Raw genomic sequence first — 14,645 nt, forward strand, 5'->3', positions numbered from 1 at the left:
CGAAAGTGGCGTTCATTTGCTCTACTATTTCCGGCAGGAGAACAATCTCCAGAAAGGCATTTCTGAAGGCGCAGATCGCGGAATTTCTAGAGGGGCAAGGCTGACGACTGCCTCTGTCCGCTTTGCGCCGTGTTGAAAAACTCCGCCTTTGAGGCTTGCCACCGACTACCTCACAGCCCGCTCCAAACGCGACAGCATGTAGTCGACCTCCTCGCGCGCCTTCACCGAGAGAACCGAGCCGGGCTTGCGCTGGGCATCCGATGCCAGGAACCCACGCTTCATCATCACATATTTCCGCACGGCGAGGCCAACGCCCTGCTGCTGTTCGTATCGCAAGAGCGGCAAGTGCGCATCGAACAGATCATGCGCCTCGTCGCGCTTGCCGGCCTTCTGCAGCTTGACCAGCTCGACCAACATGTCCGGAAAGGCGTAGCCAGTCATTGCGCCGTCTGCACCACGCTCCATTTCGAAGTCGAGGAACAGTCCGCCATTACCGGTCAGAATCGAGATCGGTCGCAACGACCCTTCGGCCTGGAACGCACGCAGCGTCGATATCTTTTCAAGACCGGGCCAGTCTTCATGCTTGAGCATAATGCAGGAAGGATTCTCCTGCACGATCTGACGGATGACTTTCGGCGTCATCTGTACCGACAGTGTCAAAGGATAGTCCTGGATCACGAACGGAATGTCGGATCCGATCGCTTCGATCGCCTGACGGTAATAGCCGGTGATTTGATCGTCGGTACGCAGGCTCGGCACAGGAGCAATCATCACACCCGCCGCGCCATTCTCCATCACGGTTCGCGACAGCGCGCGCATCGCTGCGAAACCGGACGCCGAAACGCCGACGATCACCGGCAGTTTTCCGAAGCCCTTCACGAAATGCTTAGCAATCGCGATCGATTCCTCGGGCTCGAGCTTCGGCGCCTCGCCCATGATGCCAAGCACCGTGACGCCGGTTGAGCCAACCTTGAGGTATCCGTCGATCAATGTGCCGAGCGAGGCCTCATCAAGACGACCATCGGGATGAAACGGGGTGGGGGCGATTGGGAAGACGCCAGAGGCGGTTGCGTCGAGAGCCATGATTTGATCCTTCAGATGCTAGTAATGAGACCACCATCGACGCGGATGACCGAGCCGTTGACGTAAGATGCGCGGGTGCTGGCGAGAAAGGCGACCACATCAGCATATTCTTGTGGCTCACCATAACGGCCGGCAGGAATACTGGCGGTGCTCTCCGCAGACACGTCCTCGACGGAGCGACTTTCACGCTTTGCCTTCTGCTCGTCCAGGAAACGGATGCGACTGGTGGCAACCCGGCCTGGAAGCACGATATTGGCTGTGATGCCGTCACGCCCAGCTTCGCGGGCCAGCGTCTTCGACCAGCCCACGAGCGACAATCGCAGTGCATTCGAAATGCCGAGATTGGGAATCGGCGACACCACGCCAGACGATGTCGATGTCACGATACGTCCCCATTTGCGGGCGCGCATGCCGGGTAATACGCGATCGGTCAGCGTGATGACCGACAGCACCATCTGCTCGAAGCTCCTGCTCCACAGTTCCGGGTCCTGCCCGGCAGCAGGCGTCGGCGGCGGCCCACCGGTATTGTTGACAAGGATGTCGATGGGGCCGAACGCTGCCTCGATGGCACTGACGCGCGCATCCATCGCGGCACGATCAGCCAGATCGAAAGCGGCGGCCATCGCGTCGCCTCCACCCTGCTTGATCTCCGCGACGACACGATCGAGCGCGGCCGCGTCGATGTCGGCAAGCGCGACACGCACGCCTTCACTCGCCAGCGTCTTCGCGATAGCGCTTCCAAGGCCGCCGCCGGCGCCAAGCACCAGCGCGACCTTGCCCTGAAGTCCGAGATCCATGTCCTGTCCTTTGTCGAGATGCGGAATCGATATGCGTGTTGGCCTGTCAGTCCGGCCCTAGATTTGGGCCGGGCACGGCCACGCGTTGCAGGTAATCGGCCTTGCTGGAGTGCATGTGCTCGACGCAGAGCTGCGACAGCGCCCAATTGTCGTTGCCACGCAGCAGTGAAATCATCATATCGTGCTGCTGGATCGACACCTGCAGCCCGTTGTGATCGGCAAGGTTCTTGGCACGCATGGGCAGTGTCAGGCCCATGTAATCCTGCAGCGATCGCACCAGATACGGGTTTCCGCACGCCGCAAACAGAGCGATGTGGAACGCGTCATTGGTGTCGTGAATGCCGCGCAAATCGCCGCGCTCGGCATACCGCACATATTCTGCTTGAATGGCTTCGAGCTCCATGATCAGCGACGCCTTGGCTGGCAACGGGATCATCAGTGCGGCCTGGCGCGTGAGCATCTCGCGCACTTCATAGATCTGCTTCACCTCGGCCGTCGAATAGGAACGCACCGTCGCGCCCACATTCTTCTCCCTCTGGACGATGCCGGTATGCTCGAGATGCACCAGCGCCTGGCGCACGAAGTGCCGCGAGGCGCCATAGCGTTCCATCAGGTTGTCTTCGATCAGCCGCGCGCCGGGCGGTAATCGGCCAAAGATGATATCCTCTTCGACACGTCGGATGATCTCGGCCTGTTCATCGGCGCGTGACGCAATTTTGGTGACGGTCATCTGGCATTGCCTCGAGATGCTTCGCGCCCTGACAACCGGTAGCAATCCTCGACAAGGCGCAGGGTTTGCAGATTGTCCGCGGGAGAGGTCTCGAAAGGCGCGCTGCTTTGCAGCGCATCGATGAAATGCGCGATGGTCGCATCGTAGGAACCCTGATAGGTCGCAGCTAGATCGTAGGCGCGGATCTCGCTTTGCGCGCCCGTCAGCTTCAGCTGCGTACCTTCGAGCCGAATTGAGCCAATCGTGCCAAGGATTTCGAGTTGATCGGCCTGCGATATCGGCGCGCCATGAGCTGCAAAGCTCGCGAACAACGACACACCGGCGCCGCCGCGGGATCGCATCTGGATCACGGCACCGTCTTCACCCGCAATATCCGGACATGTTTGGGTCAGCGCCGCCGCGATCACATCCAGCGGGCCTAGCAGCATGCGCAAAGTATCGAGATGGTGAATTAGCACTTCAGCCACCAGCATGCGGGACTCGCCGCGCATGAACGGCTGGCGCTCGATCGCAGGATATTGGCCGTTTGCATCGGGAATCGTGCCCGATGTCAGCAGCGTCAGACGGGCAGCTGTCACCGCCCCGATACGACCGTCCCTGATCCAGGATGCGGCATCGCGATAGTATGCACGAAAGCGCCAGTTCTCATGCACCATCAACCGGATGCGACCCTCGACATCACGCGCCAACGCCTCGGCTTCTGCGAGTGTCGGGGCGAGCGGCTTCTGGCAAAGCACCGGCAGACCACGATCGGCGACGAGGCGTACCAAAGGCGCATGGAAGGCACGCGGCGCAGCAATATCGACCGCATCGAGTTCACATGCCGCCAGCATGTCTTCCGCGCGCGAAAAGCATTGCCCGATACCGAACTGCCGGGCGCGCGCAGCAGCATTCTCCGACGAGGGATCGGCGATCGCGACGACCGCGGCACGCCCCGCGAGCTTCTGCCATGCCAGCAGATGATATTGCGTGACCCACCCCGCACCAATCAATCCGATCCGCAACGGCTTGCTCATTGCCCGATATCCCGACGCTTCTCGCCGATGACGGCCCGGCCCGTCGTTGCGTCAAACACGAAGACCGCATTGACCGGGAAATACAGATCGACGGTCTCGTCGATGGCGACAGGCACATGACGCGGCAATCGCGCCGTCCACTCCACGTCGGGTTCGATTTCGACCAACAGCAAGGTTTCCGCGCCCAACGGCTCCACCGCGATCGTACGCCCCCGCACATGGCCCGCAGGCTCGCTGCCCAACGCCGCCTTGTTGATATGCAAATCCTCGGCGCGCACGCCGATTGTCACTTTTTGGTCTACCAGCTTTCCCAATAACTGAGGCGACCAGCGCGTCAGCGCCGTCTCAAGGCTCTGGCTTCGTGCCACAGAGCTTTCATTGGCCGAAGCGACAACCGCCGTCGCCAGATTCATCGGTGGCGATCCCAAGAATCGGGCGACGAACGTGTCCGCCGGCTCCCAATAGACGTCGAGCGGCGCGCCGATCTGAGCAACGCGACCGGCATTCATGACGCAGATCCGCGTTCCCATGGTCATGGCCTCGACCTGGTCGTGGGTCACATAGATCATCGTCGATCCCAGCCGCTTGTGCTGCTTGATGATCTCGCTGCGGGTGTTGACGCGTAACGCAGCGTCGAGGTTGGACAGCGGTTCGTCGAATAGGAACACCATCGGCTCGCGCACCATGGCGCGCCCGAGTGCGACACGCTGGCGCTGGCCGCCGGACAGCGCGCTGGGCTTGCGCGTCAGCAGCGGCGTCAGACCAAGAATATTCGCCGCATCCTGCACCCGGCGTTCGATCTCGGCAGCGGCGAAATTGCGCCGGCGCAGGCCGAAGGCGAGATTGTCCGCAACGCTCATATGCGGATAGAGCGCATAGGACTGAAACACCATCGCGATGTCGCGATCCTTGGCCGGCACCTGATTGACTACGCGATCGCCAATCGAGAGCTTGCCGGAGCTGATCTCTTCCAGGCCCGCGATCATGCGCAGTGTCGTCGACTTGCCGCAGCCTGAGGGCCCGAGCAGAACCATGAATTCGCCGTCGCCGATATGAAGATCGACCTTGTCAACGACTACCGGACCTGTCGGCCCATATTGTTTGGAGAGTTTGTCGAGGGTGACAACGGCCATGGCTGCCTCTTATTTGATTGCGCCGGCAGTCATGCCGCGAATGAGTTTCTCTGAGAAGAAAACGTAGACGATGATCACCGGAATGACGGAGATCATGACGCCGGTGGCGATCATGCCGATGTCCTGGAAATGATCGCCCATGAAGGCGCGAATGCCGACCGGCAGCGTGCGCTTATCAGGATCGGTGATCAGCACGACGGCAAACAGAAACTCGTTCCAGAGCTGGATAAAGTTCAGGATCAGCGTAGTGGCAATCGCCGGCATGCCGATGGGCAGCACGATGCGCCGGAAAATTTCGAGATCGCCGTAGCCATCGATCTTGGCGGCGTCGAACAGATCCTGCGGAATGCGCGCAAAGAACCCTTCCAGAAGATAGATTGTCAGCGGCAGCTGCAGCGACACATAGACCAGCGTCAGCCCGAGCAGGCTGTTGTAAAGATTGTAGTCGACCAGGATCTGATACAGCGAGACCAACGTAATCTGCGGCGGGAAAATGATCGACGAGAACAGGATGCCGTAGACCAGCCGATTGCCGCGGAAACGATAGCGCGCCAACGCATGCGCTGCTGCGGCGCCAAGCAGCGTCACGACGGCGACGGCGCCCACCACGACAATCGTGGAATTCCAGAAATAGGTCGCAAAATCGGAATCGACCCAGGCGATCCGGAACTGCTCCCAGTGGAACACTTTGGGCCACGCATAGTGGTCGGCGCTGATCTCGGCGGTGGTGCGCACCGACATCGTGGCGAGCCACAGGAACGGTCCCAGCGTGTAGATAGTGTAGAGGCCCAGCACGAGAGCAAGCGCTCCGCGGCTGAAGAAACGCGGCAAAGGTGCGCGTTCCGCAAGCATGGCAGCCACGATCAGTACTCCAGACGTTCGCGGGTCGCCAGAAGGCGATTGAGGATGATGACAGCGGCGCAGACCACCACGAACCACACCGACGCGATGGCGGAAGGATATCCGAGATCAAAGGTGTTCCAGTTGAAAGCACGCTTGTAGACGTAGGTAGATACGGTTTCGGTCGCCCATAGCGGGCCGCCCTGGGTCATGATCCAGACCAGATCGAAGATCTTCATCTTGCCGATGAAGGCAAGAATATAAAGGTTCAGCAAGGTCGGCCGCAGCATCGGCACAATGACGTAGCGCAGCTTGGCGCCCCAGCCGCAATTGTCGAGTTCGGAGGCTTCTAGTACCTCGCGCGGCAACGAATGAATCGCCGCGAGACAGACCACCATGTTGAAGCCTGCCCATTTCCAGGCATGGGTCACGATGAGTGCGCCGAGCGCTAAATTTGGATCACCGAGCCAGGACGACGCCAGTGCCCCAAGCCCGACGGCGCGCAGCATGGCGTTGAGGATTCCCCAGTCGTAGTTGAATATCCACATCCAGAGGATCGCGACGACGACGTAGGATAGAAGGACCGGAGTGAACCACGCGACCCGCAGGAAGCGCGCGGCAGGAACGCCCGCATATAGCGCCAGTGCGAGCAGCAGGCCTGTCACAACATCGAGCACGGGCGCGATGAACGACCAGATGAATGTGTTCCGCACCGACACCCAGAACGTCTCGTCGGACATCAGCGCGCGATAGTTATCCAGGCCGACGAAGGTCGCATCGAGACCTTCAATGGTGAAGAAGCTGTCATAGAAGGTTCGAAACGCCGGATAGGCGGTCAGTCCGATATACACCGCCAAAGCCGGCGCCAGAAAGACGGCCAGCACCCACCAGCTCGCCCGGCGCGGATCGGCCAGCGAGGGGGCTGCGTGCTGAGCCCCCTCCTCGGCAGCGGATGGAATGCTGATCGATGTCATTGTTAGTACTCAGCTCTTGAAGCAGGCGCTGTCCATCTTCTCCGCGGCTTCCTGAACGCTCAGAAGGCCAGCCGGAAAAGCGTTGTTCATGACCTGGGTGTAGGTCTCCGCACACTTGGCGCGGTAATACAGCAGAGGCGTGCCGAAGAAGTATTTGACGTTCTTGTTGCGTGCGTTGAGCTCCGCAAAGTAGTCCTTGCGCGGGCTGTTGATCTTGGCCGGGTCGGATTTCAGACCGGTCTGCAGCGAGACCTGCTCCATCCACTTGGTGCCATTCTCGACGGTGGCCATGGATTTCATCAGCGCACCGGCGCAATCCTTGTTCTTGCTCTTTGAATACATCACGAAGCTGCCGGCGACGGCGAGCGTCTTGCAGTCCTGACAAGCGCCCTTGTCCATTGCCGGGAATTGCATGATGCCGAGCGGGAAATTGGCCGGCATGCCACCACCTTCCGGTGGCGCAAAGGCGCGACCCGTGAACCAGCTCGGATCCGGGAAGGTCAGCGCGCCCGGCGTGTTGTAGAAATAGAAGTGGGACTCACCGAGCTTCAGCGTGGAAAAACTCTTCGGATAGGCACCGGCATCGACCAGCCCCTTCATCCAGGTCATGACTTCAACGACGCGCGGATCCTTGAACGACAGCCCACCATTGAGCAGCTTGCCATAGTCCTCGATACCGAGCTTACGCAGCAGCGACTCGAACAGAAGCAAGCCACCCGGGAACGGACGATCGCCGACGCCCTGCGACACCGGGGTGATGCCGGCGGCAACGCCCTTCTTCACCAGATCGGTGAACTGCTCCTGCGTTAGCTGGAACGACGCCGGTACATCCACGCCGACCTTCTTGACCGCGTCCTTATTGTAGTAGAGCTCGACCGTATAGGCCTCGACCGGCAGGCCGTAGACTTTGCCCTTCGATGTCCAGGCTGGTTTCGACCAGTCCTCGTATTGCGCCAGATCGACATAGCTATCCAGCGGTTCGAGGAAGCCTCCGGCGAGAAATTCCGGCTGATCCGGCTCCATGTAGAAGATGTCGGGCGCCTGCCCGGTCCGCACCGCTGATTTGGCCTGGGTGTAGAGATCCGCTTTCGGGATGAAGCTGAGCTTGACCGAACACTGCTTGTTCGCAGCCTCAAAGTCCTTCACCCGCGTCGTCACCCAATCCTTCTTGGCGGGCTCGTCGGGCCAGTTGCTCCACATCGTGATCTGCGTGGCCTGCGCAAAAGCGGGAGCAGCGCTCGCGATGGTGGCCGCCGCGACAACCGCAGCCAGTCCAATTCTCCGTGCCGTCATGGTGATCTCCTCCGGATGTCTGTTTTTTATTGGGCCGGACCCTGGAACAGGTCCAGGTATATTGTCAATAATAAATATCCAATTCCGAGGTATTAGCGATTATATCCGCTGTATCGAATAGGATTATTGACAATTCCAACGACGCCGGCGATGTAACGAAGAAAATCGGCTTTGGTGGCCGCAGGGGAAACGACATGTCCAAAGGGCTTCGCAAAGGGCTGACAAACTATGGCGACGCGGGATTTGCGCTATTTCTGCGCAAGGCGTTCATCAAGGCGATGGGCTATTCCGACGATGCGCTGGAGCGCCCGATCGTTGGAATCACCAACACCTACAGCGACTACAATCCGTGCCACGGTAACGTCCCTGCCATCATCGAGGCTGTGAAGCGCGGCGTGATGCTGGCCGGCGCGATGCCCATGGTGTTCCCGACCATCTCGATCCACGAAAGTTTTGCGCACCCCACCTCGATGTTCCTGCGCAACCTGATGGCCATGGACACCGAGGAGATGATCCGCGCGCAGCCGATGGACGCCATCGTGGTCATCGGCGGCTGTGACAAGACGCTGCCGGCCCAGATCATGGCCGCGGCATCCGTCAATCTGCCGACGGTGGTGATCCCTGTCGGCCCCATGGTCGTCGGTCATCACAAGGGTGAGGTGCTCGGCGCCTGTACCGATTGTCGCCGCCTCTGGAGCGCGCACCGCGCCGGCGAGATCGACGCCGAGGAAATCGAGATAGTCAACGAACGCCTCGCGCCATCCGTCGGGACCTGCATGGTGATGGGTACCGCCAGCACGATGGCCTGCGTCACGGAAGTACTGGGCCTGTCGCTGCCGATGAGCGCGACCATCCCTGCCCCGCACGCCGAACGTTTCCGTCTCGCCGAAGCAAGCGGCAAGCGCGCCGCCAAAATGGCGGTAAGCGGCGGACCACGTCCCTCGGAATTGCTGACACCTGCAGCTTTCCGTAATGCCACCGTTGTCATGCAAGCGATCGGCGGCTCCACCAACGGCATCATTCATCTCACCGCGATCGCCAACCGAACGCCCTATGGTTACGATCTCGACATGCTCGACGAGATCGGTCGCATTGCGCCTGTGCTGATCGATCTGAAACCCTCGGGCGCTCACTACATGGAACATTTCCATCACGCTGGTGGCATGCCCAGGTTGCTTGCAGAACTTGGTGACCTTATTGATGGCAGCGCGCCGACCATCGCAGACAAGACGCTGGGCGAGATTGCGGCCGAAGCTGAGATCGTCCCCGGTCAGGACGTCATCCGGCCGCGCAGCAATCCGATCAAGGCCGAAGGCTCCATGGCCGTGCTGTACGGCAACCTCGCACCAGGCGGCGCGATCATCAAGCGCTCGGCCGCGACGCCCCGGCTGCTGCAGCACACCGGCCGCGCCGTGGTGTTTACTTCTGTCGAGGACATGGCACTACGGATCGACGATCCCGATCTCGACGTAACGGCCGACGACGTTCTGGTATTGCTGAACACCGGCCCCAAAGGCGCTCCCGGCATGCCGGAAGCGGGCTATCTACCGATCCCCAAAAAGCTCGGCCGACAAGGCGTGAAGGACATGGTGCGCATTTCAGATGCCCGCATGAGTGGCACTGCATTCGGCACAATCGTGCTGCATATCACGCCCGAATCCGCGGTGGGCGGCCCGCTCGGACTGGTCCGCAACGGTGATCAGATCAGGCTTGACGTCGATGGGCGGTCCATCAACCTCCTGGTCGATGAATCCGAACTCGACGGGCGCCGCGCAGCACAGTCAAAGGTTCATGCAGTCCTGCCTGAACGTGGCTACGCTCGCCTGTTTCAGCAGACAGTAACGCAAGCCGATAAGGGCTGCGACTTCGATTTCATGATCGCGAAAAAGACGTAAGACTTTACCTCGCGATCACGCATCGCCTGCAATCCGCCTTTACAAACGGATACTATCAAAGATTGCGTTGGCCCACTCCCGTGAGCTCTGAGAATGTCCGCTCATCTTGAGAAGAATGACTTCAACCGTCCGTTCATAATGCGCCGTAAGCAAGCTATCCATCCCAGGCTCGTATCAATGTCCGCTTTGCGCCATAAGCGGTCAAAAGCGATCTACAAAGGGAACTGTCGACGCGTCGATACTTTCCCCTACACCCGCATCCAGAACGAAGAATTGCGTCCACGGTTTCATGAGAGACTAGCTGCCAAACTCAACCGAGATGGCTCACGAATTTTGTACTCAAGTAAGCATTAAGCCCCTCAATACCTCCCTCGTGCCCGTAACCTGACTCTTTTACGCCACCAAATGGCGTTTCCGGAAGCGCGATACCAAAATGATTGATAGATACCATTCCGTGGTCGAGTCCATCGGACACCTTGGTTGCAGTCTTCGCATCCTTGGTAAAGGCATAGCTCGCAAGACCGAACGGCAGACTATTGGCGCGCTCCAGCACTTCATCGGCATCCTTGAAACGTAGCATCACCGCGATCGGGCCAAATGGCTCCTCGTGCATAATTCGCGCATGAGCGGGGACATTCGTCAGTACAGTCGGCTCGAAGAAGTTGCCCGCATTGCCAATGCGCTTGCCACCCGTTTCGACTTTAGCACCCTTCTCCTGGGCATCGAGCAGAGTGGTTTCCATCGCATTGACCCGCCGCGGATTAGCAAGCGGTCCCATTTTGCTGTTGGGATCAAACCCGTCTCCGACTGCGATACCGCGCGCAAGGTCCGTGAATTTGGCAACAAACTTGTCGTAGGACCTCTCCTGAACAAAGAACCGCGTTGGCGAAACACAGACCTGGCCCGCGTTGCGATATTTCATGCCGGCCAGAAGTGTAGCAATGCCATCGGTCTCGACATCGTCAAAAACTAGCACGGGCGCGTGGCCGCCAAGCTCCATGGTCGAGCGCTTCATATGCTGTCCGGCAAGCGAGGCCAGATGCTTGCCGACCGGGACAGATCCCGTGAACGATATCTTGCGGATCGCCGGTGAGCTGATGAGATATTCCGAGATCACGGCCGGAACGCCGTAAACCAGATTGATCACACCGGCGGGCACACCGGCCTCTTCGAAGCATTTTACGAACTCGATTGGCGAACCCGGCGTTTCCTCGGGGCATTTGATGATGATCGAGCAACCGGCGGCAAGCGCACCGGAGATTTTCCGAGCAGCCTGTAACACCGGAAAATTCCAGGGCGAGAAGCCCGCCACCGGACCGACAGGCTCCATCAGCACCATGTTGCGGACGCCGTCGGCGCGCGCCGGAATGATGCGGCCATAGGCGCGGCGACCTTCCTCGGCGAACCATTCGATGACGTCGGCCGAGCCCATGACTTCGAGCTTCGCCTCGGCCAGGAGCTTGCCTTGCTCAAAGGTGAGAATGGTGGCGATCTGCTCGACCCGCGCGCGCACCAGATCGGCAGCCTTGCGCAGGATCTTGCTGCGCTCGAAGGCGGAGACGCGTCGCCAGGTATTGAAGCCGGATTGAGCAGCCGCGATCGCCTTGTCGAGATCGGCCTTTGACGCATGCCCGAGTTTGCCGATGGGCGTATTCGTGGATGGATTCATCACGTCCTGGTAATCGCCCGAAGTTGGCTGGACCCATGCGCCATTGATATAGTGCGGGAGCGTATCGAGATATTGTCGCTGCATGGATTGAATCCTGTTCCAGATTTCGGTTTGTCGTGAATTGAGTTGCGAGTCTATTCAGGGGGCCAGCACACCAAGATATTGGCGGACATCGGGCTGGCTGGTGAGGTCATCAAAATGAGCATAGTTAGTGACCGCTCCGCCGCTGACGAACAGGAAACGCTCGCAGATCTCCTTGAGGATCGTCAGCTGAAACGTCGCCGTCGGATGCAGGCAGATGAAAACGAGCCGCTTCTCAGTGCGCAGCTTGCGGAAAAAATCCAGCATGAATCCGATATAGCCATCCTGGGTATTGAACTGCGGTTCATCGAACAGATGAACGAGCGGATAGGCGCTTGCAGCCTGCTCCATCGTGAAGGACGGTCTCGTCTTTCTGAACTGACGGACTTGATAGGATTGATGGTAATGAATGGCCAGACGATCACGCTGAAGATAGCGAACCCTCTGCATGTCCTGACCGGCAACCATCACGCGCCCTTCCGACGGCACGTTCGATCCCGCGATCATCTCGAATAGCGTCGTCTTGCCGGCGCCGTTTGGCCCCATGACGCCCACGATCTCGGGCTGCATGAAAGCACGATCCACGTGCAGTTGAAATGCGGGCTCCCGGTCGAGCAAGCCGCGGCGATAGATCTTGATCACGCCTTCCAGCGCAAGTAGCGGCGTATCGCTCATGACAGCCCTCCTAGAAGCTTGCGCTTGAGGCTGAGATCTGCAGTCAGTGCCGCCGCGTCCCCCGCCCAGGCAACATGCCCCTGCGAAAGCACAACAACCCGATCGGCAACGCTCAATGCGACATCGGCATTCTGTTCGACCACGATACTGGCAATGCCCGCCTGCCTGAGGCGCCGGATGACAGCCATCACGTCATCGACGATTTTCGGTGCAAGGCCCTGGCTTGGCTCGTCGAACAGCACGAGGCCGGGTGAACCGAGCAACGCGCGGGCAATGGCCACCATCTGCATCTCGCCGCCGGACAAAGTCTCGGCCTCGCGCGTCATCAGATATTTGAGCGGTGTGAAAATCTCGGTGACTTCTCCGAGAGACCATCCTCGAAAGTTCGTGCGCTTTTCGCCTAACGACAGATTTTTCGCGACGGTGAGTGTCGGACAGAGGCGACGGTCGTCCGGCACCCAGCCAATTCCGGCGCATGCTATATGATGCGTCGCGCTTGCTGCGATCGACTTTCCCTGAAAACGGATGTCACCCCGGCGCGCGCGCGTGAGACCGAGGATGGAGCGGAGCACCGTGGTTTTGCCAGCGCCGTTAGCGCCGAGCAGGGCAAGCACCTCGCCTGCGCGTACGGACAACGAGACCGAAAACAGCGCCTGCGTCTCGCCGTAGAAAGAATCGATACTGGATACATCGAGCATCAGTTGAGCCGCCCCAGGTTGGAAGCCTCGACCCATGGGTTCGTCTTGAGTGCGGCCGGCGCGCCGCGCGCGATCACCTGCCCCCAATGAATGACGGATATCTCATCGGCCAGCGAGAAGAGGAATTCCATGTCATGTTCGATGACAACGATGGTCAGGTCGCCTTTGAGCTGAAGGATGAGATCGGTAAGTCGCGCGCGCCCGTCGCTACCCAGACCCGCAGTCGGTTCATCGAGAAAAAGCAGCTTTGGACGACAGGCCAGCGCGACGCCGATTTCGAGCGCGCGGCGTGCGCCATAGGAGAGCGACTTGGCTTCATCGTTGGCGCGTCCTGCAAGACCCACCTTTTCGAGAATGCTGTGAGCTTCGTCGACCAGCGCGGTATCGGCATATGCCTGAGCAATCATGTCATGCCCACGCCGGCGCGTGCCCGGAAGCGCAATGGCTATGTTCTCGAATACCGTGAACTCGTCGAACAGGTTCATCAGCTGGAACGACCGTGCGATGCCGAGGCGTGCGATATCCTGGGGACTTTTCCCGGTGATATCGTCTCCCTGCCACAATACCTGCCCGCGATTGGGCTTGTAGCGGCCAGTCAGCACATTGAAACAGGTCGTCTTGCCGGCGCCGTTCGGCCCCATGATGCCGGACAATTGGCCGGCTTCAAATGCAAGCGAGACGCTCTCGAGCACGACGCGATCGCCGAATCGCAGATGCAGGTCTTTGGCTTCAAACAGGGGCATGGCTCACCTCGCCTGCGATTGCGGAGCGGCGGCAGGGCGCGGAACGATTTTGTCTCGTCCGTTCATGACGCCGGCAAACATGCCGGCGATCCCCTCCGGCTTGAAAAGCACCAAGACAACAAACGACAGGCCGAACCATAGCATCCATCCGGTGGTGAATGATCCGATGACGTCGCGTGCAAGGAAGAAGGCCACGGCACCAATGACGGGGCCCCAGAACGAGACAAGCCCGCCACCCACCAATGTCATCATGACGACGTAGCCGGAATAGTGCAGACTCATCACGTCCGGGAAGGCGGACGTCTGTGCCATCGCGAACAATCCGCCCGCGAGTCCCGATAAGGTCGTGGATACAACCAGGACCGCCGCCTTGTAGCGCCAGACGTCGTAGCCGACGAAACGAGCACGTGTTTCGTTCTGCTTTATGGCCTTCACCACCCGCCCAAAGGGGGAATGCACGAGCCGCCACAGCAGGAACGAGACAACAGCAAAGACTGCCAGCACGAAGTAGTACAGCGCGATGTTGCTGCCAAGGTTGAACGTGGTGATGCCAAGCGAGGCGGGTAGCCTCTCAATCTTGAGCAAGCCATCTTCGCCGCCGGTTATCCGGTGCGCCTTGATCGCGATGAACCAGAAGATCTGCCCGAAAGCGATGGTCATCAATGCGTAATAGATGCCTCGCCTGTGCGAGATGAAGAGCGCCACAAAAGCGCCCGCTATTGCGGCCGCAAATGCAGCAACCGCAAGACAGACCCACAGGTTCGACGCGATGTTTGATTGCGCCAGACCGAATGCGTAGGCACCGATCCCGAAAAATGCGCCATGCCCGAACGACGGCAATCCCGCATGGCCCAGAACCAGATTGTAGGCCAGCGCATAGAGCGCAAAGATCAGGATCTCGACCCCGAGATATTGATAGAGGCCGACCCGCTCGATCCAGAAGGGAACGGTTGCAAACAGGATCCATGTAACGAGCATCGCAGGCGTGAAGCTGGGAACCGTACGGGCTGCTGCCATA

The 14,645-nt window shown here is 59.6% G+C and carries 14 protein-coding genes; 1 reads left to right on the forward strand and 13 read right to left on the reverse strand.

Features of this window, described 5'->3' with window-relative positions; genetic code table 11:
- Window positions 1-165: 165 nt before the first annotated feature.
- The 8 genes from AC1DUY_RS16565 to AC1DUY_RS16600 are packed head-to-tail and all read right to left on the reverse strand — an operon-like array spanning window position 166 to window position 7,866.
- On the reverse strand, window positions 166-1,083 hold the full coding sequence (locus AC1DUY_RS16565) for a dihydrodipicolinate synthase family protein (protein ID WP_231077711.1): 918 nt from the start codon (window positions 1,081-1,083) through the stop codon (window positions 166-168).
- 11 nt (window positions 1,084-1,094) lie between these two features.
- A complete protein-coding gene (locus tag AC1DUY_RS16570; RefSeq protein ID WP_478115623.1) occupies window positions 1,095-1,880 on the reverse strand; it encodes an SDR family oxidoreductase in 786 nt (261 codons plus the stop codon).
- A gap of 46 nt (window positions 1,881-1,926) precedes the next feature.
- A complete protein-coding gene (locus tag AC1DUY_RS16575) occupies window positions 1,927-2,610 on the reverse strand; it encodes a GntR family transcriptional regulator (RefSeq protein ID WP_093760894.1) in 684 nt (227 codons plus the stop codon).
- The gene (locus AC1DUY_RS16580) at window positions 2,607-3,626 is read right to left on the reverse strand and encodes a Gfo/Idh/MocA family protein (RefSeq protein ID WP_120288875.1); all 1,020 of its coding nucleotides are present in this window, start codon (window positions 3,624-3,626) and stop codon (window positions 2,607-2,609) included. Before AC1DUY_RS16580 ends, AC1DUY_RS16575 begins: the two co-directional genes overlap by 4 nt.
- Window positions 3,623-4,759 carry an ABC transporter ATP-binding protein gene (locus AC1DUY_RS16585; RefSeq protein WP_175368218.1) on the reverse strand — a complete coding sequence of 379 codons (1,137 nt, stop codon included), beginning with the start codon at window positions 4,757-4,759 and terminating at the stop codon, window positions 3,623-3,625. Before AC1DUY_RS16585 ends, AC1DUY_RS16580 begins: the two co-directional genes overlap by 4 nt.
- Window positions 4,760-4,768: 9 nt before the next feature.
- Entirely contained in the window at window positions 4,769-5,611 is an 843-nt protein-coding gene (locus AC1DUY_RS16590) for a carbohydrate ABC transporter permease (protein WP_439060444.1), read from the reverse strand.
- An 11-nt stretch (window positions 5,612-5,622) separates the two neighbouring features.
- Window positions 5,623-6,573, reverse strand: coding sequence for a carbohydrate ABC transporter permease (locus tag AC1DUY_RS16595; protein WP_093760900.1), 951 nt, complete (start codon window positions 6,571-6,573; stop codon window positions 5,623-5,625).
- Between the two features lie 9 nt (window positions 6,574-6,582).
- Window positions 6,583-7,866: an ABC transporter substrate-binding protein gene (locus AC1DUY_RS16600; protein ID WP_093760902.1), complete on the reverse strand. Its 1,284-nt coding sequence runs from the start codon at window positions 7,864-7,866 to the stop codon at window positions 6,583-6,585.
- A gap of 194 nt (window positions 7,867-8,060) precedes the next feature.
- On the opposite strand from AC1DUY_RS16600, the gene AC1DUY_RS16605 reads away from it, so the two are divergent.
- On the forward strand, window positions 8,061-9,761 hold the full coding sequence (locus tag AC1DUY_RS16605; protein WP_231077712.1) for an IlvD/Edd family dehydratase: 1,701 nt from the start codon (window positions 8,061-8,063) through the stop codon (window positions 9,759-9,761).
- 310 nt (window positions 9,762-10,071) lie between these two features.
- Here AC1DUY_RS16605 and AC1DUY_RS16610 read toward each other — a convergent pair whose 3' ends face one another.
- From AC1DUY_RS16610 to AC1DUY_RS16630, 5 genes are read right to left on the reverse strand one after another with little or no spacing between them, the layout of a single operon-like run.
- Entirely contained in the window at window positions 10,072-11,514 is a 1,443-nt protein-coding gene (locus AC1DUY_RS16610) for an NAD-dependent succinate-semialdehyde dehydrogenase (protein WP_231077713.1), read from the reverse strand.
- 54 nt (window positions 11,515-11,568) lie between these two features.
- A complete protein-coding gene (locus AC1DUY_RS16615) occupies window positions 11,569-12,153 on the reverse strand; it encodes an ATP-binding cassette domain-containing protein (protein WP_441252456.1) in 585 nt (194 codons plus the stop codon).
- A gap of 29 nt (window positions 12,154-12,182) precedes the next feature.
- On the reverse strand, window positions 12,183-12,971 hold the full coding sequence (locus tag AC1DUY_RS16620; RefSeq protein WP_439075627.1) for an ABC transporter ATP-binding protein: 789 nt from the start codon (window positions 12,969-12,971) through the stop codon (window positions 12,183-12,185).
- Entirely contained in the window at window positions 12,884-13,627 is a 744-nt protein-coding gene (locus AC1DUY_RS16625; RefSeq protein ID WP_175368214.1) for an ABC transporter ATP-binding protein, read from the reverse strand. The genes AC1DUY_RS16620 and AC1DUY_RS16625 overlap by 88 nt, the downstream gene beginning before the upstream one ends.
- 3 nt (window positions 13,628-13,630) lie before the next feature.
- Window positions 13,631-14,644, reverse strand: a complete 1,014-nt coding sequence (locus AC1DUY_RS16630) for a branched-chain amino acid ABC transporter permease (protein ID WP_089263801.1) — start codon at window positions 14,642-14,644, stop codon at window positions 13,631-13,633.
- Window position 14,645: the final 1 nt, after the last annotated feature.

The sequence above is a fragment of the Tardiphaga sp. P4_G1 genome (assembly GCF_056401215.1).

Bases quoted from the DNA above. Each gene is read 5' to 3' on its own strand.
- AC1DUY_RS16565 (WP_231077711.1), bottom strand. From the start codon at position 1,083: ATGGCTCTCGACGCAACCGCCTCTGGCGTCTTCCCAATCGCCCCCACC.
- AC1DUY_RS16570 (WP_478115623.1), bottom strand. From the start codon at position 1,880: ATGGATCTCGGACTTCAGGGCAAGGTCGCGCTGGTGCTTGGCGCCGGC.
- AC1DUY_RS16575 (WP_093760894.1), bottom strand. From the start codon at position 2,610: ATGACCGTCACCAAAATTGCGTCACGCGCCGATGAACAGGCCGAGATC.
- AC1DUY_RS16580 (WP_120288875.1), bottom strand. From the start codon at position 3,626: ATGAGCAAGCCGTTGCGGATCGGATTGATTGGTGCGGGGTGGGTCACG.
- AC1DUY_RS16585 (WP_175368218.1), bottom strand. From the start codon at position 4,759: ATGGCCGTTGTCACCCTCGACAAACTCTCCAAACAATATGGGCCGACA.
- AC1DUY_RS16590 (WP_439060444.1), bottom strand. From the start codon at position 5,611: ATGCTTGCGGAACGCGCACCTTTGCCGCGTTTCTTCAGCCGCGGAGCG.
- AC1DUY_RS16595 (WP_093760900.1), bottom strand. From the start codon at position 6,573: ATGACATCGATCAGCATTCCATCCGCTGCCGAGGAGGGGGCTCAGCAC.
- AC1DUY_RS16600 (WP_093760902.1), bottom strand. From the start codon at position 7,866: ATGACGGCACGGAGAATTGGACTGGCTGCGGTTGTCGCGGCGGCCACC.
- AC1DUY_RS16605 (WP_231077712.1), top strand. From the start codon at position 8,061: ATGTCCAAAGGGCTTCGCAAAGGGCTGACAAACTATGGCGACGCGGGA.
- AC1DUY_RS16610 (WP_231077713.1), bottom strand. From the start codon at position 11,514: ATGCAGCGACAATATCTCGATACGCTCCCGCACTATATCAATGGCGCA.
- AC1DUY_RS16625 (WP_175368214.1), bottom strand. From the start codon at position 13,627: ATGCCCCTGTTTGAAGCCAAAGACCTGCATCTGCGATTCGGCGATCGC.
- AC1DUY_RS16630 (WP_089263801.1), bottom strand. From the start codon at position 14,644: ATGGCAGCAGCCCGTACGGTTCCCAGCTTCACGCCTGCGATGCTCGTT.